Raw genomic sequence first — 25,754 nt, forward strand, 5'->3', positions numbered from 1 at the left:
GCTCGCGAAGGCGGCGTATCAGTCAACATAAATGTTGAATGAAAAGACGCCTTCGCGAGCAAGCCCGCTCCCACATTTTGTTTGGGGTGAATGGTAAAAAGCGTCGTCGAAATGGCGTCAACATTCACACTATGACCATTCGGCGCCTTTCGGTCTCGTCCGGCCTGCAAGCCGGACTTTTCTTCTATTCTCAGCTCAGGGATGTCGACAGTAATCACAGGATCGAAACAGCCTTCCCGTGGGGGCTGAACACCGGATCTACCGAGGGTCGCCGCCATGTCGCGCAACCTCTGCCTCACCCGTCAATGCCTGGGCCTTGTGACCCGTATCGAGTGTTCCATCCGTCCATTGGCGGGAGATACGGGCATGTGGACTTTACTGTTCGCCGCCGGAATGGCCGGTGAACAACCTTCGGCCATCAAGGCCCAAGGACCTTTTCATGGCCCGTTCGTGGCTGAATCAATTCTCGACACCATCGTTGAAAGTCTGACCTTGCATGGCTATGAACTGGCCGATGACCCGCAAATCTGGTGCCTGCACCTGCAAGCCCAACTGCGGGAAATCAACGGCGGTCGCTGCCGTAACGTGGGCGGCTTCGAGTTTCAACCCGAGCACTGAGTCGCACTATTGATCAAGGCGAGACATGTCGGCCTTGTCGAGTTTGACCTCGAAACCATATTGCACAGTGGCGAGGTCGGTGCGTTGATAGGTTTCCAGGCGCGTAGGCTGTCCGTAGAAGTAGTGCACGGCAAACTGCGCCGGCCCCTCTGCGCTCGCGTCATGGCTGACCGATAGAATCTCTTTCAAGTAATTGCCGCTGTCGTCCTTGGCGAAAAACCGCCAGTCCTGGGCGGGAAACGCCTTCAGGTCCACCACCAGCGCATTGTCTTTGAGCTCGAGGCCCTTGGGCAGTTGACGGGCATCGACGGTTTTTTTGTCGACCGTGGCCAGGAACAGCGGCATCGAGCCGACTGCATAGGACGGCGTTTCCGGAAACAGATTCAGATCGTAAGTGATGGTGCCGCGCAGGGGATCGACCTGGTACGCCTCGGGCGGCAGTTCGATTGGCTCGTCGCGTTTGCCACCCTCGTCTTCGGTAAAGAAACTCACCGGGCTTTCACCGGGGTTGAACGATGTCCCGAGCAGTTCATCGTTGAAGCTGCGCAGATGAGTGAATTCGATTCGCGCAGCGCTCGGGTCGTCGACCGACTGACTGATGCTGACATTCTTTTTCAGTTGATCCTCACTCAGCGTTGCCCCTTTGAGCCAGCCTGCTGCCTGGTCGTCATAGACCACCACGGGCAGGTTCAACGGCTGGATGGACTTGTCCGTGGTATTGGCATCGAAGCGCCGGACCGGCAGGTCCAGGTTCTTGCGGGTGATCGTGACGGCGGAAAAGTCCAGCATGTTGACTTCGAGGGTTTCGATCGTCCCGTTGAAGTACACCTTGGAATAACGTCGGGCCTGCTGTTTCTCAAAAGTGCGTTGTTCTTCGTCGAGCTGTTTTTCCAGGGCCTCGCTCCAGCTCTTTTGTTGCTGCATTTTGGCCAGCTGCTTCTGATAGAAGGCGATTTGTGCCGCGGTTTCATTGATCGAGCCGGAGCGCGAGATGAATTGCCCGGTGCTGTCCATGGCCTGGACGATCAGTGGATTCAGCGGTGTTTCCCTGACTTCAGGGGCCAGCGGCGCGCCGTTGTTGTATTCGATTTCCGCGTAGTTGTTCGCGAGTGTAAGCAGGGTGACGCTGAGGTTGTCGTTGGTGCGGGTTTGGCCCACATCCTTCTTCGTCAGGTTGAAACTGTAGAGCCGGCGTGGCGCGATGACTTCGACTTTACCTTGCAGGCTCACCGGTTGCGGCTGCTGCTTTTTGTCGATGTCGAGGCCTTCGATGAAGGGGTAGGCCACGGTCAGGTCATCGGGGTTGGTCAGGTTGGAGCTCGATGGGCTCAACTGGATGCCAGGGTCGGTTTCCGACCATTCCGGTTGGAACGCAACCACTCGTTTGTTGCTCAGCGTGACCGACAGCCATTCCAGGCCGTGGGGAAACAAAAACGCGGCAGGAATGCTGAACGTGAAGGGGAACACCGGCTGCAGGTCGGTCAGGTAGTCGGAGCTGGAGTCCTTTTGCAGCACGAACAGCCCGTTGATGTAGGCGTCGACCAGGGCCTGTGGCGTGGGATAGTGCTTGAGCATGGCGAGGGCGTCTTCGCCGTATTCGGTTTCCACCGGTTTGCTGTCGAGCTTGAGTTGTGCGCGTTCGAGTAGCAGCAGTGAGCCGCCCAGTTCCGACACGGCATCCTTGAGCTTCGGATCCTGGATGGCGTCCAGCGACTTTTCGAATTGCGCGGTTTTTTCTTCGAGGCTGACCTGGCGTTTTTCATCGCTGGGTGAGCAGCCGCTTAGCAGCAGCGCCAGGCAAATTCCGGCACTCGTCAAAGGCAATCGCACATCCATTTCCAGTCTTCCTGTCCGATATCACTGAACGGTCAATGATTTGGACACTAGCAGAAAAACTTTGATACACAGGCGCAGGTTGCGGATTTTTCGAAGGTTTCTGGCTGCTTCTAGGTATAGACAGGCGGCTGTTATACTCGCGGCCATTTTTAAGTCCGCCTGTGAGATTCAATGGAACGCTTTATCGAAAATGCAATGTACGCCTCGCGCTGGCTGCTGGCCCCGATCTATTTCGGTCTGTCCCTCGGGCTGCTGGCGCTGGCACTGAAATTTTTCCAGGAAGTCTTTCACGTTATCCCGAACGTGTTTTCGATGGCCGAATCGGACTTGATCCTGGTGCTGCTGTCGCTGATCGACATGGCCCTGGTTGGCGGTTTGCTGGTGATGGTGATGATTTCCGGCTATGAGAACTTCGTCTCGCAACTGGACATCGACGACAGCAAGGAGAAGCTCAACTGGCTGGGCACCATGGACTCTTCGTCGCTGAAGATGAAAGTGGCCGCGTCGATCGTAGCGATTTCGTCCATTCACCTGCTGCGCATCTTCATGGACGCCAAGAACGTCGATCCCGAGCATCTGCAGTGGTACGTGATCATCCACATGACTTTCGTGGTATCGGCATTCGCCATGGGTTACCTGGATAAAGTCACCAAGCACTGATCCGGACAAGCTCTCTTGTGGCGAGGGAGCTTGCTCCCGCTGGATTGCGAAGCGATCCCGTTTTTTTGGGGCCGCTACGCAGCCCGGCGCGAGCAAGCTCGCTCGCCACAACCTCCTGCGATAACAGACAAACGGTCTGGCCAGTGGCTTGTGCTTTGATGCGCCGAAGCCTATCCCTGTAAAGAGGCTCGCTACTGCGTGAGGTGCGTTTATGAACCTGCATGAGTTGAATGCGTATGCCATCGCCGGGAAGGTCGATGAGCTGAACCTGATCTCGATGGAGGGGGGCATCTACCTGCTGGAGGCGCGGATGCACGGAGCAGCGTATCCATTGAGCGATACGCACGGGCATATGATGAGCCTGCGTTCGGTGGAGCATGCCCGTGATGTGCTGCGCTCCTTTCCCAAGTTGCACTTCAACCTTGTGCACACCGTCGTGCATGACGAAATGTGCGGGTTGGTTGCCGATGTGGAAGAAAACCTGAAGGTCCCGATCGCCTGACGTCCCTCATCAATGGCATGATATCTGTGCTAGTCTGCTGGCCCTTTTGGTTCCGGGCGCTCCGGGACGCGCTGTGCACGCATGGCAAGTTCCCGAGCCGTCCGCACAGCGGAGCAGTGTCATGTCCGAAGTAAATCTGTCCACCGACGAAACCCGCGTCAGCTACGGTATTGGCCGTCAGCTGGGCGATCAACTGCGCGACAACCCGCCACCGGGCGTAAGCCTGGACGCGATCCTGGCAGGTCTGACCGACGCATTCGCCGGCAAGCCAAGCCGTGTGGGTCAGGAAGAAATGTCCGCCAGCTTCAAGGTCATCCGCGAAATCATGCAGGCTGAAGCTGCAGCCAAGGCTGAAGCGGCCGCTGGTGAAGGCCTGGCTTTCCTGGCTGAAAACGCCAAGCGTGAAGGCATCACCACGCTGGCTTCCGGCCTGCAGTTCGAAGTTCTGACTGCTGGCGAAGGCGCCAAGCCATCCCGTGAAGACACCGTGCGTACTCACTACCACGGCACCCTGATCGACGGCACTGTGTTCGACAGCTCCTACGAGCGCGGCCAGCCTGCAGAATTCCCGGTTGGCGGCGTGATCGCCGGCTGGACCGAAGCTCTGCAACTGATGAACGCCGGTAGCAAATGGCGCCTGTACGTGCCGAGCGAACTGGCTTACGGCGCTCAAGGCGTTGGCGGCATCCCGCCACACAGCGTACTGGTGTTCGACGTCGAACTGCTCGACGTTCTGTAATACCTGGCCCGATATAGCGTCGGGCTAATGTGGGAGCGGGCTTGCTCGCGAAGGCGTCCTTTCAGGCGACAAACAGTTTGCCTGACCTACCGCTTTCGCGAGCAAGCCCGCTCCCACAGTTTTTTACGGTGTTTCATATTTCGATCTTGTGGTGCAGTTCACTGTGCGGGCGCAACGCCCGGGCATAGCAGAACAGAAACAGATTGCGCACCAGTTCCTTGAGCACCACTGGCTCGCTGGAGCTCAGGCCGCTGACGTCCAGGTCACCCTGATCCTGCAGCTCGTTCAAGGCTTCCTCTTCAAGCACGGCACAGACTTCCCCGGTTTCCCGATGCAGGATCCTGAGGTAAGGGTGTGGTCGGTCCAGCCAAGCATCGATCAAATAAGTCATGGTTCTCATCTCCACTGAGGGTTTTATGAGAATAATTCTTATTCATCAAATAGCAAGGGCCTATTGGCGGTTTGCACTTTTTCCCAGATAAAGATTGCGACAGGTCAAAACGACTGGCGCTTGGCTATTGCGCGGATTTACTGGGTGAAACGGGGGAGGGTGAGGCACCATCCCACGCCGGGCGCGGGATGGAAGACAGCAGGTTCAGACTTTTCTGACGAACTCGGACTTGAGTTTCATCGGGCCGATGCCGTCGATCTTGCAATCGATGTCGTGATCGCCATCGCACAGGCGGATGTTCTTGACCTTGGTGCCGACCTTGACCACCAAAGACGTGCCCTTGACCTTGAGGTCCTTGATCACGGTGATGGTATCGCCGTCTTGCAGGACATTGCCGACCGAATCCTTTTTCACTGCGTCATCGGACACCGCTTCGGCTTCACCGCTGGCGGACCATTCGTGGGCGCACTCGGGGCAGATCAGCTGCGCGCCGTCTTCATAGGTGTATTCGGAATTGCATTTTGGGCAGGGTGGCAACGTGCTCACTAAGGCTCCTTGGATTCAGGATCGCTAAAAAGCGCACATTGTATAGGGTTTTAGGCGGGAGGGGGCAGCGCTGACAAACCTGTGGGAGCGGGCTTGCTCGCGAAAGCGGTGTGCCAGGCAACTTGTTGGTTGACTGAAGAAACGCATTCGCGAGCAAGCCCGCTCCCACAGGGGATATTCGTTATCAGTGCGTACGCGCGACCGCAAATTCGCTCAGTTCAACCAGCGCATCGCGGTATTCGCTGGCAGGCAATGCTTCGAGGCACTTGATCGCGCGGGCCACATAATCGCGGGCCAGTTGCGCGGTGTACTCAAGCGAGCCCGAGGCTTCCACGGCTTCGCGGATGCTTTCCAGGTCTTCGATTCCACCTTTCTGGATCGCTTTGCGCACCAGGGCGGCCTGTTCCGGCGTACCTTCACGCATGGTGTAGATCAGCGGCAGGGTCGGCTTGCCTTCGGCCAGATCGTCACCGACGTTCTTGCCCAGGGTTTCGGCGTCGCCTTTGTAATCGAGCAGGTCATCGACCAGTTGGAAGGCCACGCCCAGGTGATCGCCGAATGTACGCAGGGCTTCGGCCTGTTCCGGCGTGGCACCGCACAGGGCCGCAGCACTGTGGGTCGAAGCTTCGAAGAGCATCGCGGTCTTGCCGCGGATGACTTCCATGTAGGTTTCTTCGGTGGTGCTGGCGTCACGGACCTTCGACAGCTGCAGCACTTCGCCTTCGGCGATGATGCGCGTGGCTTGCGAAAGGATCTTCATCACCTGCATCGAGCCCAGCTCGACCATCATTTCGAAGGAGCGCGAGTACAGGAAGTCACCCACCAGCACGCTTGGCGCGTTGCCCCACATGGCGTTGGCGGTCGAGCGGCCTCGGCGCATGCCGGACATGTCGACGACGTCGTCATGCAGCAGGGTAGCGGTGTGCAGGAACTCGATGGTGGCGGCCAGCAGGCGCAGTTCGTCGCCTTCGCGGCCAAGGGCCTTGCCACACAACAACACCAATAAAGGACGCAGGCGTTTGCCGCCGGCCGAGGTGATGTAATCGCCGATTTTCGATACCAGCGGCACTCGGGAAGTCAGCTGCTTCTTGATGATGCCGTCGACGGCGCTAAAATCGTCCGCCACCGCGCGGTAGAAAGCTTGGGGTTGCATCAGCGACAGTTGCTCCAGAAGGGTTGCGCGGCATGCTAGGACCCACGCCTGCAGGTGTCAAGGCGCGATGGACGGCCCCTTGCAAGGCTAGCGTGGCTTGCGTACAATCGCGCACCCTGAACTTCCTGGGCAGCACCTGCCTTACGCAATTGCAAGCGGGCCTTCCAGCCCCATGCAGCCATGCCAGCCAATACCTCTTCTTATAAAGAGCTGGGTGAGCAGGATTATCGGAGAAATACCATGTCTTATGCAGTAATCGTTACTGGCGGCAAGCAGTACAAAGTCGCCCCAGGTGAATACCTGAAGATCGAAAAACTGGAAATCGCTACCGGCGAATCCGTTACCTTTGATCGCGTTCTGTTGGTTGCCAATGGTGACGACGTGAATATCGGCGCTCCAGTTGTTGCTGGCGCTACCGTTGTGGCTGAAGTGATCTCCCAAGGTCGTCACGATAAAGTCCGCATCATCAAGTTCCGTCGCCGTAAGCACCACATGAAGCGTATGGGCCACCGCCAGTGGTACACCGAGATCAAAATCACCGGTATTCAGGCTTAATTACAGCCTAATTCCTCACTAGGAGAATTGAACTCATGGCACACAAAAAAGCTGGTGGTAGTACCCGTAACGGTCGCGACTCAGAAGCCAAACGCCTTGGCGTGAAGATGTATGGCGGCCAGGCTATCAAAGCAGGCAACATCATCGTGCGTCAGCGCGGCACCCAATTCCACGCTGGCTACGGCGTTGGCATGGGTAAAGATCACACCCTCTTCGCTAAAGTCGAAGGCGTGATCAAGTTCGAAGTAAAAGGCGCCTTCGGTCGTCGTTACGTGAGCGTAGTCGCAGCTTAATTGCGCGATCGCTGGAAAAGCCCTGTCTCGCGACGGGGCTTTTTCGTTTGTGGGGTGAGTCTCTTGCAAAGCTGTTTGTATGGGCTGTCGGCGTACGATGTAGGTGTCGTGGTTTGGGGTCGCTGCGCTCATTTTTGCAAGAGTCTTATGTCTTGATTGTTTTTCGGCTCGTCCGTATGGCGAGAGGCGTTTGTTATGAAGTTTGTTGATGAAGTATCGATTCGAGTAAAGGCCGGCGACGGCGGCAATGGCTGCATGAGTTTCCGTCGCGAAAAATTCATCGAAAACGGCGGTCCGAACGGTGGTGATGGTGGTGACGGCGGTTCCATCTACATGATGGCCGACGAAAACCTCAACACCCTGGTGGACTACCGTTACACCCGGCACTTCGATGCCGAGCGTGGCTCCAACGGCGGCAGCACCGACTGCACCGGCAAGAAGGGTGAGGATCTGATCCTGCGTGTACCGGTGGGTACCACGGTGATCGACTCTGCCACTCAGGAAGTGATTGGTGACCTGACCAAGGCTGGTCAGAAGTTGCTGGTGGCTCACGGCGGCTGGCACGGTCTGGGCAACACCCGTTTCAAATCCAGTACCAACCGTGCGCCACGTCAGACCACGCCAGGCAAGCCGGGCGAGCAGCGTGACCTGAAGCTGGAAATGAAGGTGCTGGCGGACGTGGGTTTGCTGGGCTTGCCGAACGCTGGCAAAAGTACCTTTATCCGTTCGGTGTCGGCCGCCAAGCCGAAAGTCGCCGATTATCCGTTCACCACGCTGGTGCCGAACCTGGGTGTGGTCAGTGTCGATCGCTGGAAGAGCTTCGTGGTCGCGGACATTCCGGGTCTGATCGAAGGTGCTTCCGACGGCGCGGGCCTGGGGATTCGCTTCCTCAAGCACTTGTCGCGTACTCGCTTGCTGTTGCACCTCGTCGACATGGCGCCGCTGGATGAAACCAGTGCTCCGGACGCCGCTGAAGTCATCGTCAGCGAGCTGACCAAGTTCAGCCCGTCCCTGGCAGAGCGTGATCGCTGGTTGATCCTGAACAAGTGCGATCAGATTCTTGATGAGGAGCACGATGCTCGCGTCAAGGAGATCGTCGATCGCCTGGAGTGGACCGGTCCGGTCTACGTGATCTCGGCGATTGCCAAGCAGAACACTGAGCGTCTGTGTCACGACATCATGCGTTACCTGGAAGATCGTGCCGATCGCCTGGCCAACGACCCGGCCTACAAGGAAGAGCTGGCCGAGCTCGATCAGCGTATCGAAGATGAAGCTCGTGCCCAGTTGCAGGCGCTGGACGATCAGCGTGCGCTGCGTCGCAGTGGCGTGAAGTCGGTCCACGACATCGGCGACGATGATTGGGACGAAGAAGATGTGGATGACGAAGACGGTCCGGAAATCATTTACGTGCGTGACTGATTCGTTGCGATAAACTTAAGCGCCGCTCAATCGAGCGGCGTTTTGGTATCTGGAAATCGGCAGTCACGAATAACCACGAATAACCACGAATAACGTCACGGGCAGTGCTAGGTCGCGCTGTCCTCAAGCTAAGGTTGAAGATGATGCGGAGCAAGGTGGCAGGTGCGCAGCGTTGGGTCGTGAAGATCGGCAGCGCTTTGCTGACGGCGGACGGCAAGGGCCTGGATCGCGCGGCGATGGGTGTCTGGGTTGAGCAGATGGTGGCCTTGCATGAGGCGGGTGTCGAGCTGGTGCTGGTGTCCTCCGGGGCGGTGGCGGCGGGCATGAGCCGTTTGGGCTGGACCTCGCGACCCAGTGCGATGCACGAGCTTCAGGCCGCCGCTGCAATCGGCCAGATGGGGCTGGTGCAGGCGTGGGAGTCGAGCTTTGCCGAGCATGGCCGGCATACCGCACAGATTCTCCTGACCCACGACGACCTGTCCGACCGCAAGCGCTACCTGAATGCCCGCAGCACCCTGCGTGCACTGGTCGAGCTCAAAGTCATTCCGGTGATCAACGAGAACGACACCGTTGTCACCGACGAAATCCGTTTCGGCGACAACGACACCTTGGCAGCGCTGGTGGCGAACTTGGTCGAGGCGGACTTGCTGGTGATTCTCACGGATCGCGATGGCATGTTCGATGCCGATCCGCGCAACAATCCGGATGCCCAACTGATCTACGAGGCGCGCGCCGATGACCCGGCGCTGGATGCAGTCGCCGGCGGTACGGGTGGTGCGCTGGGGCGTGGCGGCATGCAGACCAAGTTGCGTGCTGCGCGTCTTGCGGCGCGTTCTGGTGCTCATACCATCATCGTCGGTGGGCGGATTGAGCGCGTGCTGGATCGCCTCAAGGCAGGCGAGCGCATCGGCACCTTGCTTTCGCCGGAGCGCGGCATGCTGGCGGCGCGCAAGCAGTGGCTGGCCGGTCATCTGCAAACCCGTGGCACCCTGGTGCTGGATGCGGGGGCGGTGACTGCGTTGTCCCAGGGTAACAAGAGCTTGCTGCCGGTTGGGGTCAAATTGGTGCAAGGCAGCTTCCGTCGCGGTGAGATGGTGGTGTGCGTCGCGCCGGATGGTCGTGAGATTGCCCGGGGCCTGGCCAACTACAGTGCTCTGGAAGCGCAAAAAATCATCGGTCAGTCGTCTGAGGCGATTGTCGGTCTGTTGGGTTACATGGCGGAGCCGGAACTGGTTCACCGCGATAACCTGATCCTGGTTTGAAGGAATACCTGAATGCGCATGGCAAAAGGATTTTTGGGGTTGCTGTTGGCGCTGCCGTTGCTGGCTTCGGCCGAGGAGATTGGTCAGGTCTCGACGGTATTCAAGTTCGTTGGGCCAAATGACCGGATCGTGGTCGAGGCTTTTGATGATCCCAAGGTCGATGGTGTGACCTGCTATCTCTCGCGCGCCAAGACGGGTGGCGTGAAAGGTGGTCTTGGATTGGCCGAGGATCGTGCCGAGGCGTCTATCGCTTGCCGGCAGGTCGGGCCGATCAGCTTCAAGGGCGAACTCAAGGATGGTGATGAGGTGTTCAAGGAGCGCACGTCCCTGGTGTTCAAGACCATGCAGGTGGTGCGCTTCCTCGACAAGAAGCGCAATACGCTGGTGTATTTGGTGTACAGCGATCGCTTGATCGAGGGCAGTCCGCAGAATGCGGTGACGGCAATTCCGATTTTGCCGTGGGCGCACGCTCAATAATCTGACGCAAATCCAAGTGTGGGAGCGGGCTTGCTCGCGAAAGCGTTGAATCAGTCAATATTGATGTCGACTGACGCGCCGCCTTCGCGAGCAAGCCCGCTCCCACATTTTTTTGCGGTGCCTGCTAAATCGCAGGCAATAAAAAACCGACCCTGAGGTCGGTTTTTTAATGAGCGTGTCGCTTAGGCAGCAGCGGCAACGTTCAGGGCCTTGACGTGGCCATTCAGGCGGCTCTTATGACGAGCGGCCTTGTTCTTGTGGATGATGCCTTTATCGGCCATACGGTCGATAACTGGCACAGCCAGAACGTAAGCGGCTTGAGCTTTGGCAGCGTCTTTTGCGTCGATGGCTTTAACTACATTCTTGATGTAGGTACGAACCATGGAACGCAGGCTGGCGTTGTGGCTGCGACGCTTCTCAGCCTGTTTTGCACGTTTTTTGGCGGAAGGTGAGTTGGCCACCGTCGAGCTCCTCGAAAGACTTTTTAGGAAATAGCAAACAAAATAGGCCGCGAATCATGCCGATGAGTTGAAGTCTTGTCAAGGGCGGAGGAAACGTTCCGCTAAGTGGTCGGTCCCGACCCCATGAAAACTACTGCGCTCGACAATACTGCGTTGAAAACAGGCTCGAAATGCTCATTGACGTTCGTCAACTCCGCTTTCTCGTCTGTATTCACCTTGTCTTGCCTTCGCTCGTCACGTTTTCATGAGGTCGGTGGCACAGAATATTTCTTTCCGGCGTGTGACCTGTAAACTCGCGAGCTTTGGCTCTGTGCTGTTGCGGCGCGGAGTATCGCATAAGTAGGCGCTTTGTTCGCCTGCTGTTTATCGACAGGCACAAACTCTTTCCATGAATCTGCTCAAATCGTTGGCCGCCGTCAGCTCTATCACGATGCTTTCCCGGACTCTGGGGTTTGTTCGTGACACCCTCATTGCGCGCACATTTGGCGCGGGAATGGCGACCGACGCCTTCTTTATCGCCTTCAAATTACCCAATCTGCTGCGGCGGATCTTTGCCGAGGGGGCGTTTTCCCAAGCGTTCGTGCCGATTCTTGCCGAATATAAAAGCCAGCAGGGTGAAGAGGCGACCCGAACCTTCATTGCCTACGTCTCGGGTCTGCTGACGCTGGTGCTGGCGCTGGTCACGGTGTTGGGCATGATCGCCGCGCCGTGGGTCATCTGGGTGACGGCACCGGGTTTTACCGATACCCCGGAAAAATTCGAACTGACATCAAGCCTCTTGCGAGTGACCTTTCCCTACATCCTGCTGATTTCCCTGTCGTCGTTGGCCGGTGCGATCCTCAACACCTGGAACCGCTTTTCGGTGCCGGCCTTCGTGCCGACCCTGCTCAATGTCAGCATGATCATATTTTCGGTGTTTCTGACGCCGTACTTCGACCCTCCGGTGATGGCACTCGGCTGGGCGGTTCTGGCGGGTGGCCTGGCGCAGCTTCTCTATCAACTGCCGCACCTGAAAAAGATCGGCATGTTGGTGCTGCCTCGCCTGAATCTGCGCGATACGGGCGTCTGGCGAGTAATGAAGCAGATGTTGCCGGCCATTCTCGGGGTGTCGGTGAGCCAGATTTCGCTGATCATCAACACCATTTTTGCCTCGTTCCTGGTTGCCGGTTCCGTGTCGTGGATGTATTACGCCGACCGTTTGATGGAGCTGCCGTCCGGCGTGTTGGGCGTGGCGCTGGGGACGATTCTGCTGCCGACCCTGGCCAAGACCTATGCCAACAAGGATCGTCACGAGTATTCGCGCATCCTCGATTGGGGCCTGCGTCTCTGTTTCGTGCTGGTGCTGCCTTGCTCGCTGGCGTTGGGGATTCTGGCGGAACCGCTGACGGTTTCATTGTTCCAGTACGGGCAGTTCAATGCGTTTGATGCATCGATGACCCAGCGTGCCCTGATCGCTTATTCGGTCGGATTGCTCGGGATTATTGTGATCAAAGTGCTGGCCCCTGGCTTTTATGCGCAACAAAACATCCGCACACCGGTGAAAATCGCGATTTTTACCTTGGTGGTCACCCAGCTGTTCAACTTGATGCTGATCGGGCCGCTGGCTCACGCGGGCCTGGCCTTGGCGATCAGTGCCGGCGCCTGCCTCAATGCCGGGTTGTTGTTCTATCAACTGCGCAAGCAGCAGATGTACCAGCCGCAACCGGGCTGGGCAAAGTTCGCTTTCAAGTTGCTGGTCGCGGTGACCGTGATGTCCGCGGTACTGTTGGGTGCGATGCACTTCATGCCGGCCTGGGACCAGGGGCACATGCTCGAGCGCTTCTTGCGTCTGGGGGCGTTGGTAGCGGCGGGTGTGGTGGCTTATTTCGGCATGTTAGTGTTGATGGGGTTTCGTTTGCGCGACTTCAATCGCAAGGCGCTGGAATAGAGGTTCGGGCCTCGATAAACACGGGTGGGCCGGCGGTTTTGTCGGCTCGATCACTTTGGGTTACGGTGTTGCCTGTCGTCGGCCGCCGGGTGTGGTTATAATCGACCACTTTATGAGCAAGAAGCGCGTTATGCAGCTGGTTCGAGGCCTCCACAATCTGCGCCCCCAGCATCGGGGCTGTGTCGCCACTATTGGCAACTTTGACGGTGTACACCGTGGCCACCAGGCTATCCTGGCGCGGCTGCGTGAGCGTGCGCTCGAGTTGGGCGTGCCCAGTTGCGTGGTGATTTTCGAGCCGCAACCGCGAGAGTTCTTCGCTCCGGAGACCGCGCCGGCCCGTCTGGCCCGCCTGAGGGACAAGCTGCAGTTGCTGGCGGCAGAAGGCGTCGACCGTGTTCTGTGCCTGGCGTTCAACCAGCGCCTGAGCAAGCTCAGCGCCAGCGAGTTCGTCGATACCATTCTGGTGGATGGCCTTGGCGTCCAGCACCTGGAGGTCGGGGATGACTTTCGTTTCGGCTGTGACCGCGCGGGAGATTTCGATTTCCTGCAACAGGCCGGCATCGTTCAGGGCTTTACCGTCGAGGCGGCGCAAACCGTTGAGCTGGACGGTATTCGCGTCAGCAGCACTCAGGTCCGCAATGCCCTGGCCGCAGCTGATTTTGCCTTGGCCGAGCGACTGCTAGGTCGGCCGTTCCAGATTACCGGGCGGGTGCTGCACGGCCAGAAGCTGGCTCGCCAGTTGGGTACGCCCACGGCCAACATACAACTCAAGCGCCGTCGCGTTCCGCTTTCCGGGGTTTACCTGGTCAACGTCGACATCGACGGCAAGACCTGGCCAGGCGTCGCCAACATCGGCGTGCGGCCAACGGTACAAGGTGATGGCAAGGCCCACCTCGAAATACATCTTTTAGATTTTGCCGGCGATCTGTATGACCGGCGTTTAACGGTGGTTTTCCACCACAAGCTGCGTGAAGAGCAGCGTTTTGCCTCTCTGGAGGCGCTGAAAACGGCGATCAATGCGGATGTCGCCACCGCCCGTGCACTAGCCGCACCTAGCGCCCATCGCTAATGAAGAGCCTTAAATGACCGACTATAAAGCCACGCTAAACCTTCCGGACACCGCCTTCCCAATGAAGGCCGGCCTGCCACAGCGCGAACCGCAGATCCTGCAGCGCTGGGACAGTATTGGCCTGTACGGAAAGTTGCGCGAGATTGGCAAGGATCGTCCGAAGTTCGTCCTGCACGACGGCCCTCCGTACGCCAACGGCTCGATTCACATCGGTCATGCGCTGAACAAGATTCTCAAGGATATGATCATCCGCTCGAAGACCCTGTCGGGTTTCGACGCGCCTTATGTTCCGGGCTGGGACTGCCACGGTCTGCCGATCGAACACAAAGTCGAAGTGACCCACGGCAAGAACCTGGGCGCGGACAAGACCCGCGAACTGTGCCGGGCCTACGCCACCGAGCAGATCGAAGGCCAGAAGTCCGAGTTCATCCGCCTGGGCGTGCTGGGTGACTTTGCCAATCCTTACAAGACCATGGATTTCAAGAACGAGGCCGGTGAAATCCGTGCCCTCGCCGAAATCGTCAAGGGCGGTTTCGTGTTCAAGGGCTTGAAGCCTGTGAACTGGTGCTTCGATTGCGGTTCGGCCCTGGCTGAAGCGGAAGTCGAGTACGAAAACAAGAAGTCCTCGACCATCGATGTGGCTTTCCCGATTGCCGACGAAGCCAAACTGGCTGCCGCCTTCGGTCTGCCAGCCCTGGGCAAACCGGCTTCGATCGTGATCTGGACCACCACCCCGTGGACCATCCCGGCTAACCAGGCGCTGAACGTCCATCCGGAATTCAACTACGCCCTGGTCGACGTCGGCGACAAACTGCTGGTGTTGGCTGAAGAACTGGTCGAATCGTGCCTGGCGCGCTACTCGCTGGAAGGTTCGGTGATCGCTACCGCCACCGGTTCCGCGCTGGAGCTGATCAATTTCCGTCACCCGTTCTACGACCGTCTGTCCCCGGTTTACCTGGCCGACTACGTTGAACTGGGCGCCGGCACCGGCGTGGTTCACTCCTCGCCAGCCTACGGCGTGGACGACTTCGTGACCTGCAAGAAATACGGCATGGTCAACGACGACATTCTCAACCCGGTCCAGAGCAATGGCGTGTACGTGCCATCGCTGGAGTTCTTCGGCGGCCAGTTCATCTGGAAGGCCAATCCGGCCATCGTCGACAAGCTGACCGAAGTCGGTGCGCTGCTGCACACCACCATCATCGAACACAGCTACATGCACTGCTGGCGCCACAAGACCCCGCTGATCTATCGCGCCACCGCGCAATGGTTCATCGGCATGGACAAGCAGCCGACCACCGGCGACACCCTGCGCCAGCGTTCGCTCAAGGCCATCGAAGACACCCAGTTCGTTCCGGCCTGGGGCCAGGCGCGACTGCACTCGATGATCGCCAACCGTCCGGACTGGTGCATTTCCCGTCAGCGCAACTGGGGTGTGCCGATCCCGTTCTTCCTGAACAAGGAAAGCGGCGAGCTGCACCCGCGCACCGTCGAACTGATGGAAGAAGTTGCCAAGCGTGTCGAAGTCGAGGGCATCGAGGCCTGGTTCAAGCTGGACGCCGCCGAACTGCTGGGCGATGAAGCGCCGCAGTACGACAAGATCAGCGACACCCTGGACGTCTGGTTCGACTCGGGCACCACGCATTGGCACGTCCTGCGCGGTTCGCATCCGATGGGCCATGAAACCGGTCCACGCGCCGACCTGTACCTGGAAGGCTCGGACCAACACCGCGGCTGGTTCCACTCGTCGCTGCTGACCGGTTGCGCCATCGACAACCACGCACCGTATCGCGAGCTGCTGACCCACGGCTTCACAGTCGACGAGTCCGGCCGCAAGATGTCCAAGTCGTTGGGCAACGTGATTGCGCCACAGAAAGTCAACGACACCCTGGGCGCCGACATCATGCGTCTGTGGGTTGCTTCTACCGATTACTCGGGTGAAATGGCGGTTTCCGAGCAGATCCTGCAACGCAGTGCGGACGCCTACCGGCGTATCCGTAACACCGCGCGCTTCCTGCTTTCGAACCTGACCGGCTTCAACCCGGCCACTGACCTGCTGCCGGCCGAAGAAATGCTGGCGCTGGACCGTTGGGCCGTGGACCGTACTCTGCTGCTGCAACGCGAGCTGCAAGAGCACTACGGCGAATACCGCTTCTGGAACGTGTACTCGAAGATCCACAACTTCTGCGTGCAGGAGCTGGGCGGTTTCTACCTCGACATCATCAAGGACCGCCAGTACACCACTGGTGCCGACAGCAAGGCCCGCCGTTCCTGCCAGACCGCGCTGTTCCACATCTCCGAAGCGCTGGTGCGCTGGATCGCGCCGATCCTGGCGTTCACCGCCGACGAACTGTGGCAGTACCTGCCGGGCGAGCGTAACGAGTCCGTCATGCTCAACACCTGGTACGAAGGCCTGAGCGAACTGCCAGAAGGCTTCGAGCTGGATCGCGCTTACTGGGACCGGATCATGGCGGTCAAGGTCGCGGTCAACAAGGAAATGGAAATCCAGCGCGCAGCCAAGGCTGTCGGTGGCAATCTGCAAGCCGAAGTGACGCTGTTCGCCGAAGACGCGCTGACCGCCGACCTGGCCAAGCTGAGCAACGAACTGCGCTTCGTGCTGATCACGTCGACCGCCAGTGTCGCGCCATTGGCGCAGGCACCGACCGATGCCGTGGTCACCGAAGTCAGCGGCCTGAAGCTGAAAATCGTCAAGTCGAGCCACGCCAAGTGCGCCCGTTGCTGGCACTGCCGTGAAGACGTCGGCGTGAACCCGGAGCATCCGGAAATCTGCGGTCGTTGCGTCGACAACATCAGCGGCGCTGGCGAGGTTCGTCACTATGCCTAATGCCGTTGGCCGTTTCGGACGGCTGAGCTGGCTCTGGTTGAGCTTGCTGGTCCTGGTCATTGACCAGGCCAGCAAGTTCTACTTCGAAGGCAAGCTCCAGATGTACCAGCAGATCGTAATCATCCCCGATTACTTCAGCTGGACCCTGGCCTACAACACTGGCGCGGCTTTCAGCTTCCTGGCTGACAGCTCCGGCTGGCAGCGCTGGCTGTTCGCGCTGATCGCGGTTGTGGTCAGTGCGGTACTGGTGGTGTGGCTCAAGCGTCTGGGGCGTAACGAGACCTGGCTGGCGGTCGCGCTGGCCCTGGTGCTTGGTGGCGCGCTGGGCAATCTGTATGACCGCATTGCCCTGGGCCATGTGATCGATTTCATCCTGGTGCATTGGCAGAACCGCTGGTATTTCCCGGCGTTCAACTTTGCCGACAGTGCAATCACTGTCGGTGCGGTCATGCTGGCACTGGATATGTTCAAAAGTAAAAAGACCGGAGAAACCGTTCATGACTGAACAGGTATTGGCTGAGCAACGCATCGGCCAGAACACGGAAGTCACCTTGCATTTCGCATTGCGCCTGGAGAACGGCGACACCGTGGACAGCACCTTCGACAAAGCCCCGGCGACCTTCAAGGTCGGTGATGGCAACCTGTTACCAGGTTTCGAAGCGGCCCTGTTCGGTTTCAAGGCCGGTGACAAGCGGACGCTGAGCATCGAGCCGGAAAACGCCTTCGGCCAGCCTAACCCGCAAAACGTGCAGATCATCCCTCGCTCGCAGTTCCAGGACATGGAACTGTCGCCAGGTTTGCTGGTGATCTTCAACGATGCGGCCAATACTGAATTGCCGGGCGTGGTTAAAGAGTTCGACGACGCGCAAGTGACCATCGACTTCAACCACCCGCTGGCTGGCAAGACGCTGACCTTTGACGTTGAAATCATTTCCGTCAAAGCACTGTAAAAATGTGGGAGCGGGCTTGCTCGCGAATGCTGACTGACATTCAACATTGATGTCGTCTGACACACCGCTTTCGCGAGCAAGCCCGCTCCCACATTAAACCCTCGCTGTTCTTGAACACTGTGTTCGATGAGCAGCAGGGCATTATCATTTTTCGCGCGCAAGACACGAGGCACAGTATGCAAATCAAACTCGCCAATCCCCGTGGCTTCTGCGCCGGTGTGGACCGGGCGATCGAAATCGTCAACCGCGCCCTGGAAGTCTTCGGGCCGCCGATCTACGTGCGCCACGAAGTGGTCCACAACAAGTTCGTGGTCGAAGACCTGCGTTCCCGTGGCGCGATCTTCGTCGAAGAGCTGGACCAGGTGCCGGACGACGTCATCGTGATCTTCAGCGCCCACGGCGTTTCCCAGGCTGTGCGCAGCGAAGCGGCTGGACGTGGGCTCAAAGTGTTCGATGCCACGTGCCCGCTGGTGACCAAAGTCCACATCGAAGTGGCGCGCTACAGCCGTGACGGCCGTGAGTGCATTCTGATCGGCCACGCTGGTCACCCGGAAGTCGAAGGCACCATGGGCCAGTACGACGGCAGCAATGGCGGCGCGATCTACCTGGTCGAAGACGAGAAAGATGTCGCGGCGTTGCAGGTGAAAAACCCTGAAAAACTCGCGTTCGTAACGCAGACCACACTCTCGATGGACGATACCAGCCGCGTCATCGACGCCCTGCGTTCGCGCTTCCCGGCCATCGGTGGACCGCGCAAGGACGACATTTGCTACGCCACGCAAAACCGTCAGGATGCGGTCAAGCAACTGGCTGACGAGTGCGACGTGGTGCTGGTAGTCGGCAGCCCGAACAGCTCCAACTCCAATCGCTTGCGCGAATTGGCAGAACGCATGTCCACTCCGGCCTACCTGATCGACGGTGCCGAAGACCTGCAAAAGAGCTGGTTCGACGGTGTCGAGCATATCGGCATCACCGCTGGCGCATCCGCCCCGGAAGTCCTGGTGCGCGGCGTGATCCAGCAGTTGCAGGCCTGGGGTGCCACCGGTGCCGATGAACTGGCCGGTCGCGAGGAGAACATCACGTTCTCGATGCCTAAGGAACTGCGCGTTCGTTCGTTGCTCTGAGTTTTTTCCTTTCTTCGCATAACGCCTGTTCAGCCTCATCGCTGCGCAGGCTGACGCGGCCGGTCCGTGCCAACACCACTTGATGTTGGCTCACCGGTTTGCGAACTGCGCAAATATGTAATGTCCCTCCAAAAAGTGGCTCGCCCTGGCCGCTGAATCGTACGAAATGACCGATCGGACCGTTCCCCGCAATCGGCACGCGTGTGCCGCTCCGACGTTCGGCCAACAGTAAATTGTTACTGTCCTTATAGCCCTTGCCGCTGATATCCAGAATGATCCGCCAGCCCTGGCTCCAGTCGCCATCGATGCCGTGAATCACCACGGCCTGGTTGCGGACGATGGCTTCGCTCCGGGCGGTGCGAATACCACTGAAAAGAGCCTGTGCCGCTTGCTCCCTTTGGTTCGACTCGATCAGCGTTGCGAACGCCGGAGTGACCAGATGCAGAACAATTCCTGTAATTGCCAGTCCCATGAGCAGTTCGATCAGGCTGAAGCCTTGTTGCCGCATGACATCTCCCTCCATGGCGTGCTGTGGCTCGCGCAATCCCTGCGCGATAAATGGCAACGCAAACGCACCGCATCGCTTGAATGTTGTGCCGCGTAAAAGCAGGTATAGCCGAAGGAAACAGAAGACCCCGATGGATCATCGTACAAAAGGTTTCACGCTGATCGAGTTGCTGGTCGCGATCGCGATCCTGCTGATTTTGCTGACTCTGGCTGTCCCGGCATTTACCCGTTCGACGCAAACAACCAGGGCCGATACCGAAATCGTTGACCTGCAACGAGCCCTGAATTTTGCCCGGCTCGAAGCCATCGATCGGGGCAACAGCACACGGGTGCGCCCGACGGCGGGTGGGGAGATCTGGAGTGGGGAACTGACGGTTTACGACGGTACTGGCGCTTTGGCCAATGTATTACGGGTTGTTCCGGCGATGAGCAGCGGCGCAACTCTGGCGCTAACCTCAGGCGTGACTGCCATCGATTTCAACAGTATGGGCGGGTTGTCATCACCGCCCTCAGAGGTGGTGATCAGCTATGGGCGCGGTGCACAAAGCAGGACGCTGACAGTGTGTTTGAACGGACGAATTCTATTGGGTGGGAGTTGCGGATGAAGGCATGGAGCAACCGCACGCAGGAGGGCATGACGCTGGTCGAAGTCCTGGTGGCGTTAGTCATTCTGGGAGTGGGTCTGCTGGGGGCGGCGGCGTTCCAGCTCAATGCGCTGAAGTACACGGACAGCGCGCGCATGACCAGTCAGGCCAGTTTTATCGCCTACGACATGATGGACCGCATTCGCGCCAACGCCGTTGCGGACTACACCATTGCGCCGCCGGTTTCGGGCAATCCAGGCGTTACCCGGGATCAGGACCTGTTTGACTTCAAATCCAACATAGTCAGCTCACTCGGCGCCACCGCGACGGGCAGCGTCACCGTCAATCAGCAGGTGTACACCATCACGATTTCCTGGGATGACTCACGGGCAGCGAATGTTGCCGACTCGCGGCGCAGTTTCGTCCTGAGCAGCCGCGCTGCCGTCGATCCGGTGGTGACTCCTTGAGCCGTTGCAGCAAAGGCTTTGGCCTGGTCGAGATGCTGATCGCCCTGGCATTGAGCCTGATTGTGGTGCTGGGCGTGGTACAGGTTTTCATCACGGCCAAGAACACTTATCTCAGCCAGAATGCTGCCGCGAACATGCAGGAGGACGCACGCTTCGTGTTGAGCAAAATGGTTCAGGAAATCCGCATGGTCGGGATGTTCGGTTGTTTGGAAACGATCACTGACTCAAGTCGAAAACGTGATTTCCATGCCAGTCAGCTAACGCCGATCCGTTGGGACAACGGCGGCCACAAGTTGACACTGGTTACGGCGGATGTCGGCGGCAATGGCGGCAAGCCGGACTGGACCGTGCTTTCCGATTGTCTGGACAAATCGACGGCCTACACTGCCGATCAAGCCCCAGCGGCAGGGCTGCAGGCCTTTCCGATACGGAAACTGACTTACAGCTTCAGCAACAACCAACTGTTTATGAAGGGCGGGGCCGCACCATCGCAGGTATTGGTGAACAACGTAGGTGCTTTTGACGTGAGCTTCGGCCTGGCCAGCACGGCCACTGATCTGGCTGCTTCCCGCTATAGCAGCAACCCGCCGGACTCCGCGCTGATTCGTAGCGTTCGCCTGAGCCTGACCCTCACCGATCCGAACCACCGGGTGAGCGATCAAACCTTCAACGTAGTGGCCGCTCTGCGCAACCGCTTGCCATGATGGAGTGCCAATGAACCGCTCTCCCGTGATGTGTTACAGCCAGCGTGGCATGGCACTGCTGGTCAGTCTGGTGTTCTTGCTCCTGCTGACGCTGATTGGTCTTTCATCGATGCAGAGCGCCACCCTGCAGGAAAAAATGGCCGGTAGCGTCGCCTTGCGCAACCAGTCGTTTCAAGGCGCCGAAGCGGCATTGCGGGTGGGTGAGAGTGCAGTGCAGCGGGACAGTTATGCGCTACCGGTTTGCAGCGGCATCGTTCAATGCGCACCACCGTCCGAGTCCTCGACGATTACTGCTGCCGGCTTCAGCGCCACTTCCGGAGTGACCTGGATTGCATCGGGCAATGGCTTTTATGGCGTGCAGAACATCGGTGTCAGCCGAGATGCGGTGAATGTGCCCATCAATACCCCGGCGACGTTGTATCGGGTAACGGCGGTAGGCATCGCGGGCCATTCGCGAAGTGTGGTGGAGAGTATCTATGCGAAGTACTGAGCGACCTGTCAGGTTGTGGTCACAACTGTTTGGTGTCGTGGTCGCGCTTAACCTGCCAGTGTTGGCGCACGGCGCCACGCCATCGGATTCACCGGCGCTGAACCGGCCAACCTGTCTGGCAAATGGCAATTGGTACGGTTTCTACCACAGCAATCAGGAGTTGAAACCCGTCTGCCTGAAGCTGCCCGCTGCGATCAGCGTTAAGATGCTCGACGGTAACGGCGATGGCGTGGTCGACAGCGTCGACACGCTATCCGATGGCGTGGTCTTTATCGGAGAGCATTCGACCCAGGACGCCAGCGACAATGGCGGGGTCGTGAACGATTCCACTGGCGACGATACGCCGGGGATGGAAAAATCCGGCGGCAGCCGTCGCATCATGTGGCGACAAATACAGTAAGTGAGAGTTGAGGCATGCGTAGTTCCAACCGCGGTTTTACCCTGATCGAAATCATGATCGTGATTGCGATCATCGGGATTGTCATGACCATTGCCGCCCCGAGTTTCACCGAATATCTGAAGAAGGGCTATCGTACCGACGTGGCCGGTCTGCTCTCCGAGCAGGCACAGATTCTCGAACGCTTCTATTCGAAGAACAACGTCTACACCAACGCCACCGGTCTGAGTGTCGGCAACGACTATTACACCATCACTCCGACCCTGACCGACCAGACCTTCCTGCTGACGGCGGTGCGCAAGGCTGGCACGAGGATGGCTACTGACAAGTGCGGTGATCTGACTATCACCAACACCGGTGTCCTCGGCATGGTCAACGCAAAATCCGGCCTGACCAGCAAAGACTGCTGGGGGCGCTGAGTTTCTTTTTCGGGTGCCTTTTGCACCCCTGTCTATTTAACGATTGGATCAGAACATGACCAGGCAACAGCAAGTGGTGATTGTCGGCGGCGGTGTGATTGGTTTGCTGACGGCCTTCAATCTCGCGTCCGAAGTGCAAAGCGTTGTGCTGCTGGATCGCTCGAACGTTGGCCAGGAATCGTCCTGGGCCGGCGGCGGCATCGTTTCGCCGCTTTACCCGTGGCGCTACAGCCCGGCGGTCACCGCGTTGGCTCACTGGTCCCAGGATTTTTATCCACAACTGGGCGAGCGCTTGTTTGCCGCCACCGGCGTTGATCCTGAAGTTCACACTACCGGTCTGTACTGGCTGGATCTGGATGACGAGGCCGAAGCGCTGGCATGGGCCGCCCGGGAAAATCGTCCGCTCAGCGCGGTGGATATTTGCGCAGCGCACGACGCCGTGCCGGTGCTGGGCAGTGGTTTTTCCCGGGCGATCTACATGGCTGACGTTGCCAATGTGCGTAATCCGCGGCTGGTGAAATCACTCAAGGCTGCGTTGCTGGCGCTGCCGAACGTGACAATTCATGAGCAGTGCGAAGTCAGCGGGTTTGTTCGTGATGGCGACAAAGTGGTCGGCGTGCAGACCTCAACAGGCACTGTCCTGGGCGATCAAGTCGTCCTGACGGCGGGCGCCTGGAGCGGTGACTTGCTCAAACTCCTGGATCTGACGCTGCCGGTCGAACCGGTGAAAGGGCAGATGATTCTCTACAAGTGCGCGGCAGATTTCCTGCCGAGCATGGTCCTTGCCAAGGGTCGTTACGCGATTCCCCGACGCGACGGGCACATTCTGATCGGCAGCACGCTGGAACATGAAGGCTACGACAAGACGCCAACCGGGTCGGCGCTGGAGAGCCTCAAGGCCTCTGCGGTGGAATTGATCCCGGCACTGGCCGAGGCCGAAGTGGTGGGGCATTGGGCCGGATTGCGCCCGGGATCACCCGAGGGCATTCCATACATCGGCCCGGTGCCGGGGTTTGACGGGCTGTGGCTCAACTGCGGGCATTACCGTAACGGGCTGGTGCTGGCTCCGGCGTCATGCCAGTTGTTTGCCGATGTGATGCTGGGGCGGGCACCGATCATTGATCCGGCACCTTATGCGCCCGCCGGGCGGCTCTGACTGCCGGATCGCAGTCGTTGATCAGGTCGCTATCGCGAGCAAGCTCGCGATGGGACCTCAATCCAATCCCAACTTCTTGAGCCGGTAACGCATCGATCTGAGTGAAAGATTCAACCGCTGAGCCGCCGCCGTGCGGTTCCAGCGGGTTTCCTCCAGGGCCTGGAGCAGCAGCTGGCGTTCGACGTTTTCCAGGTAGGTTTCCAGATTGTCGATCCGGGTCAGGTCCGGTACGCCACCTTCAACCCCACAGTTGCCCTCAGCCAGGCGCAAGTCGCCGGCTTCGATCTGATTGTTCTCGCATAGTGTGTGCGCCCGTTCGAGCATGTTTTCCAGTTCCCGCACATTGCCCGGGAAACGGTAGCTTTTCATTGCATCGAGGGCTTGCGGATGGAGTATTGCCGCGGGTTGACCAGTGTCGGCGGCCAAGCGCATGAGCATGTGGCTGGCCAGTATTTCGATGTCGTCGCGGCGCTCGCGCAAGGGCGGAACCCGCAACTCGATCACATTCAAGCGATAGTACAGGTCCTGGCGGAAGCGTTCGGCGGCGACTTCGGCGTCGAGGTCCTTGTGCGTGGCGCAGAGAATGCGCACATCGACCAGCACTTCCTGCTGTCCGCCGATGCTGCGCACGGCTTTTTCCTGAATGGCGCGCAGCAGCTTGACTTGCATGGCCAGCGGCAAATCAGCCACTTCGTCCAGGAACAGGGTGCCGCCATTGGCCGCCTGGAACAGACCGGGCTTGTCCTCGATGGCACCGCTGAAACTGCCTTTGCGATGGCCGAAAAACTCGCTCTCCATCAGTTCGGAGGGAATCGCACCGCAGTTGATCGGAATGAATGGCTGGCTGGCGCGTGGGCCTTGATCATGGATCAGCCGTGCGACCAACTCCTTGCCGCTACCGGATTCGCCACTGATGTACACCGGCGCCTGGCTGCTGGCCAGTTTGGCGATGTGCTTGCGCAGATTGCGCATGGGCAGTGAATCGCCCAGCAAGCGGCGCTCGAGGGCGGCGCTGGAAGCTGGAAGCAGTAGGGCGCTGGTGACCAGTTCACGCAGGCGGGCGAGGTCCACCGGTTTGGTCAGGAAGTCGAAGGCCCCGGCCTTGAGCACATTGATCGCGGTTTCGAGACTGGCATAGGCGGTGATCATCGCCACCTGGACCTGAGGGTGGCGTTGCTGGATGTGCTGCACCAACTCCAGGCCCGTACCATCCGGCAACTGCATGTCGGTCAGGCATAGATCGAAGGTTACGCGTTTTAGCAGGGATTGCGCTTCGCCGACATTGCGGGCGTTGAACGTCTCCAGTTTCATCCTTCCCAGGGTGATTTCCAGGAGTTCGCGAATGCCCGGTTCATCATCGACGATCAAGACTTTTTGTCGTGGTCTCGTGTTCAACGTGGGTTCCGTCCGTGAGCAAAGGTAATGCTGAAGCAGCCGCTTTCCTGGCGTGCCTTGAAGTCCGGGCGGGACAGAATGCTTTCGCCCGGCTGGCCGGACCGATAAAGCCCCAGGCCCTTGATAAGGTGGCCTGGGGCTTCGTTATCGAGTATTTCCAGTGGTTTCAGGTCGATCCGTAGCGGCGACATTTGCTCGCGGCGCGGCAGGTGCAGGACGTTTTCGATTACCCGGTTCATTCGCAGAGAGTGGTCTTGAATAATCTGCGTCAGACGTCGATCGACGCCTTTCAGTTCCTTGGGGGCGCGCGATAGTCCTCAAATGGCCGCCATTTCGGGTGAAGTGTCAGCGACCACTGGAACCCTTGTCTTGCTCGAGATGAGCCTGGCTGCAATACCATTGTTGTTCAAATTTCAGCGCGCGGTCGCGCGGCAGGTGAACGCCGCAATGGGCGCAGCGGACCATGGGCGCGGCTTCCCGTTCGGCAGGGGACCTGGGGGTGGAAGCCTGCCCCTTGAATTTGCGCCAGAACCATACTGCAGCGGCAATCAGGGCAATCCAGAACAATAAACGAAGCATGATGAGCTGCTTTTTGACTGATGATCCGGCAGTTTAGCCAAGGACCTGACAGGCGCACAGTGTAATAAAACGCTGAAATAAAAAAGGGAGACTCGAAAGTCTAATGCCGATCAGTCAAGCCACAACGCAAGCTGTAGCAGCTGGCGCAGCCGGCGTCCGGCTGCGCAGCAGTCGTAAATCCGGCTTGCACGATCTCTCTGACGTACCGCGAACTCTGATTTTACGACTG

31 protein-coding genes and 1 pseudogene are annotated in these 25,754 nt (G+C 58.7%); 22 read left to right on the top strand and 10 right to left on the bottom strand.

Annotation, left to right across the window (positions count from 1 at the left end):
• The coding region (locus AC07XF_RS26740; RefSeq protein ID WP_495028898.1) for a hypothetical protein at positions 1-278 on the bottom strand (278 nt) is incomplete at its 3' end.
• On the opposite strand from AC07XF_RS26740, the gene AC07XF_RS26745 reads away from it, so the two are divergent.
• Positions 277-618, top strand: a complete 342-nt coding sequence (locus tag AC07XF_RS26745; RefSeq protein ID WP_007990466.1) for a PA4575 family protein — start codon at positions 277-279, stop codon at positions 616-618. The two genes, AC07XF_RS26740 and AC07XF_RS26745, sit on opposite strands and share 2 nt — an antisense overlap.
• Before the next feature lie 6 nt (positions 619-624).
• On the opposite strand, the gene AC07XF_RS26750 is transcribed toward AC07XF_RS26745, so the two are convergent.
• Positions 625-2,454, bottom strand: coding sequence for a hypothetical protein (locus AC07XF_RS26750; RefSeq protein WP_495028899.1), 1,830 nt, complete (start codon positions 2,452-2,454; stop codon positions 625-627).
• A gap of 171 nt (positions 2,455-2,625) precedes the next feature.
• Between AC07XF_RS26750 and AC07XF_RS26755 the strand changes: the two genes are divergently transcribed.
• From AC07XF_RS26755 to bamJ, 3 genes are all read left to right on the top strand, one after another.
• Positions 2,626-3,114: a TIGR00645 family protein gene (locus AC07XF_RS26755; protein ID WP_007970904.1), complete on the top strand. Its 489-nt coding sequence runs from the start codon at positions 2,626-2,628 to the stop codon at positions 3,112-3,114.
• A 211-nt stretch (positions 3,115-3,325) separates the two neighbouring features.
• Entirely contained in the window at positions 3,326-3,616 is a 291-nt protein-coding gene (locus tag AC07XF_RS26760; protein WP_495028900.1) for a DUF6482 family protein, read from the top strand.
• Between the two features lie 121 nt (positions 3,617-3,737).
• On the top strand, positions 3,738-4,355 hold the full coding sequence (gene bamJ, locus AC07XF_RS26765) for a BamJ family beta-barrel-assembly machinery protein (RefSeq protein WP_007970907.1): 618 nt from the start codon (positions 3,738-3,740) through the stop codon (positions 4,353-4,355).
• A gap of 133 nt (positions 4,356-4,488) precedes the next feature.
• Here bamJ and AC07XF_RS26770 read toward each other — a convergent pair whose 3' ends face one another.
• From AC07XF_RS26770 to AC07XF_RS26780, 3 genes are all read right to left on the bottom strand, one after another.
• On the bottom strand, positions 4,489-4,746 hold the full coding sequence (locus tag AC07XF_RS26770; RefSeq protein ID WP_217836406.1) for a PA4570 family protein: 258 nt from the start codon (positions 4,744-4,746) through the stop codon (positions 4,489-4,491).
• Between the two features lie 204 nt (positions 4,747-4,950).
• A complete protein-coding gene (locus AC07XF_RS26775; RefSeq protein WP_020798653.1) occupies positions 4,951-5,292 on the bottom strand; it encodes a zinc ribbon domain-containing protein YjdM in 342 nt (113 codons plus the stop codon).
• A gap of 184 nt (positions 5,293-5,476) precedes the next feature.
• Positions 5,477-6,445: a polyprenyl synthetase family protein gene (locus AC07XF_RS26780; protein ID WP_495028901.1), complete on the bottom strand. Its 969-nt coding sequence runs from the start codon at positions 6,443-6,445 to the stop codon at positions 5,477-5,479.
• Between the two features lie 240 nt (positions 6,446-6,685).
• On the opposite strand from AC07XF_RS26780, the gene rplU reads away from it, so the two are divergent.
• The 5 genes from rplU (at position 6,686) to AC07XF_RS26805 (ending at position 10,451) form a co-directional block, all read left to right on the top strand.
• Entirely contained in the window at positions 6,686-7,000 is a 315-nt protein-coding gene (gene rplU, locus AC07XF_RS26785; RefSeq protein ID WP_003176051.1) for a 50S ribosomal protein L21, read from the top strand.
• Between the two features lie 35 nt (positions 7,001-7,035).
• Positions 7,036-7,293, top strand: a complete 258-nt coding sequence (gene rpmA / locus AC07XF_RS26790; RefSeq protein WP_003281574.1) for a 50S ribosomal protein L27 — start codon at positions 7,036-7,038, stop codon at positions 7,291-7,293.
• Between the two features lie 195 nt (positions 7,294-7,488).
• Complete coding sequence (gene cgtA / locus AC07XF_RS26795) at positions 7,489-8,712, top strand: Obg family GTPase CgtA (RefSeq protein ID WP_007970919.1); 1,224 nt, start codon at positions 7,489-7,491, stop codon at positions 8,710-8,712.
• A 143-nt stretch (positions 8,713-8,855) separates the two neighbouring features.
• Complete coding sequence (gene proB, locus AC07XF_RS26800) at positions 8,856-9,974, top strand: glutamate 5-kinase (RefSeq protein WP_495028916.1); 1,119 nt, start codon at positions 8,856-8,858, stop codon at positions 9,972-9,974.
• Between the two features lie 12 nt (positions 9,975-9,986).
• On the top strand, positions 9,987-10,451 hold the full coding sequence (locus tag AC07XF_RS26805) for a CreA family protein (protein ID WP_495028902.1): 465 nt from the start codon (positions 9,987-9,989) through the stop codon (positions 10,449-10,451).
• A gap of 182 nt (positions 10,452-10,633) precedes the next feature.
• Here the strand turns inward: AC07XF_RS26805 and rpsT are convergent, their stop codons facing one another.
• A complete protein-coding gene (gene rpsT / locus AC07XF_RS26810) occupies positions 10,634-10,912 on the bottom strand; it encodes a 30S ribosomal protein S20 (protein ID WP_007970922.1) in 279 nt (92 codons plus the stop codon).
• Positions 10,913-11,300: 388 nt separating this feature from the next.
• Here rpsT and murJ point away from each other — a divergent pair, with 388 nt between their 5' ends.
• The 6 genes from murJ (at position 11,301) to ispH (ending at position 18,827) form a co-directional block, all read left to right on the top strand.
• A complete protein-coding gene (gene murJ, locus AC07XF_RS26815; protein WP_495028903.1) occupies positions 11,301-12,839 on the top strand; it encodes a murein biosynthesis integral membrane protein MurJ in 1,539 nt (512 codons plus the stop codon).
• A 130-nt stretch (positions 12,840-12,969) separates the two neighbouring features.
• Positions 12,970-13,908, top strand: coding sequence for a bifunctional riboflavin kinase/FAD synthetase (ribF, locus tag AC07XF_RS26820; protein ID WP_007996427.1), 939 nt, complete (start codon positions 12,970-12,972; stop codon positions 13,906-13,908).
• 13 nt (positions 13,909-13,921) lie between these two features.
• On the top strand, positions 13,922-16,753 hold the full coding sequence (gene ileS / locus AC07XF_RS26825; protein ID WP_495028904.1) for an isoleucine--tRNA ligase: 2,832 nt from the start codon (positions 13,922-13,924) through the stop codon (positions 16,751-16,753).
• Positions 16,746-17,258 carry a signal peptidase II gene (gene lspA / locus AC07XF_RS26830; protein ID WP_007970932.1) on the top strand — a complete coding sequence of 171 codons (513 nt, stop codon included), beginning with the start codon at positions 16,746-16,748 and terminating at the stop codon, positions 17,256-17,258. The genes ileS and lspA overlap by 8 nt, the downstream gene beginning before the upstream one ends.
• A gap of 7 nt (positions 17,259-17,265) precedes the next feature.
• Positions 17,266-17,703 (top strand): FKBP-type peptidyl-prolyl cis-trans isomerase, encoded by a 438-nt coding sequence (gene fkpB / locus AC07XF_RS26835; protein ID WP_172435403.1) that lies wholly within the window; start codon positions 17,266-17,268, stop codon positions 17,701-17,703.
• Between the two features lie 176 nt (positions 17,704-17,879).
• Positions 17,880-18,827 carry a 4-hydroxy-3-methylbut-2-enyl diphosphate reductase gene (gene ispH, locus AC07XF_RS26840; protein ID WP_495028905.1) on the top strand — a complete coding sequence of 316 codons (948 nt, stop codon included), beginning with the start codon at positions 17,880-17,882 and terminating at the stop codon, positions 18,825-18,827.
• On the opposite strand, the gene AC07XF_RS26845 is transcribed toward ispH, so the two are convergent.
• Positions 18,796-19,335, bottom strand: coding sequence for a GspH/FimT family pseudopilin (locus AC07XF_RS26845; RefSeq protein WP_495028906.1), 540 nt, complete (start codon positions 19,333-19,335; stop codon positions 18,796-18,798). The two genes, ispH and AC07XF_RS26845, sit on opposite strands and share 32 nt — an antisense overlap.
• 130 nt (positions 19,336-19,465) lie before the next feature.
• Between AC07XF_RS26845 and AC07XF_RS26850 the strand changes: the two genes are divergently transcribed.
• From AC07XF_RS26850 to thiO, 7 genes are read left to right on the top strand one after another with little or no spacing between them, the layout of a single operon-like run.
• Complete coding sequence (locus tag AC07XF_RS26850; RefSeq protein ID WP_495028907.1) at positions 19,466-19,939, top strand: GspH/FimT family pseudopilin; 474 nt, start codon at positions 19,466-19,468, stop codon at positions 19,937-19,939.
• Positions 19,936-20,385: a type IV pilus modification protein PilV gene (gene pilV / locus AC07XF_RS26855; protein WP_495028908.1), complete on the top strand. Its 450-nt coding sequence runs from the start codon at positions 19,936-19,938 to the stop codon at positions 20,383-20,385. Before AC07XF_RS26850 ends, pilV begins: the two co-directional genes overlap by 4 nt.
• Positions 20,382-21,089, top strand: coding sequence for a PilW family protein (locus tag AC07XF_RS26860; RefSeq protein WP_495028909.1), 708 nt, complete (start codon positions 20,382-20,384; stop codon positions 21,087-21,089). The genes pilV and AC07XF_RS26860 overlap by 4 nt, the downstream gene beginning before the upstream one ends.
• A gap of 10 nt (positions 21,090-21,099) precedes the next feature.
• Positions 21,100-21,579: a pilus assembly PilX family protein gene (locus tag AC07XF_RS26865; protein ID WP_495028910.1), complete on the top strand. Its 480-nt coding sequence runs from the start codon at positions 21,100-21,102 to the stop codon at positions 21,577-21,579.
• Positions 21,566-21,979 (top strand): hypothetical protein, encoded by a 414-nt coding sequence (locus AC07XF_RS26870; RefSeq protein ID WP_495028911.1) that lies wholly within the window; start codon positions 21,566-21,568, stop codon positions 21,977-21,979. The genes AC07XF_RS26865 and AC07XF_RS26870 overlap by 14 nt, the downstream gene beginning before the upstream one ends.
• A gap of 14 nt (positions 21,980-21,993) precedes the next feature.
• Positions 21,994-22,395, top strand: coding sequence for a type IV pilin protein (locus AC07XF_RS26875; protein WP_495028912.1), 402 nt, complete (start codon positions 21,994-21,996; stop codon positions 22,393-22,395).
• Between the two features lie 55 nt (positions 22,396-22,450).
• Positions 22,451-23,551 (top strand): glycine oxidase ThiO, encoded by a 1,101-nt coding sequence (gene thiO, locus AC07XF_RS26880; RefSeq protein WP_495028913.1) that lies wholly within the window; start codon positions 22,451-22,453, stop codon positions 23,549-23,551.
• 57 nt (positions 23,552-23,608) lie between these two features.
• On the opposite strand, the gene AC07XF_RS26885 is transcribed toward thiO, so the two are convergent.
• From AC07XF_RS26885 to AC07XF_RS26895, 3 genes and pseudogenes are all read right to left on the bottom strand, one after another.
• Positions 23,609-24,946: a sigma-54-dependent transcriptional regulator gene (locus tag AC07XF_RS26885; RefSeq protein ID WP_495028914.1), complete on the bottom strand. Its 1,338-nt coding sequence runs from the start codon at positions 24,944-24,946 to the stop codon at positions 23,609-23,611.
• Positions 24,943-25,260: pseudogene (locus AC07XF_RS26890) on the bottom strand (hypothetical protein); the annotation flags it as partial. The pseudogene AC07XF_RS26890 and the gene AC07XF_RS26885, both read right to left, overlap by 4 nt.
• 31 nt (positions 25,261-25,291) lie before the next feature.
• The gene (locus tag AC07XF_RS26895; RefSeq protein WP_495028915.1) at positions 25,292-25,525 is read right to left on the bottom strand and encodes a PP0621 family protein; all 234 of its coding nucleotides are present in this window, start codon (positions 25,523-25,525) and stop codon (positions 25,292-25,294) included.
• Between the last annotated feature and the right edge of the window lie 229 nt (positions 25,526-25,754).

The organism is Pseudomonas sp. GW821-FHT01C01 (assembly GCF_059422645.1).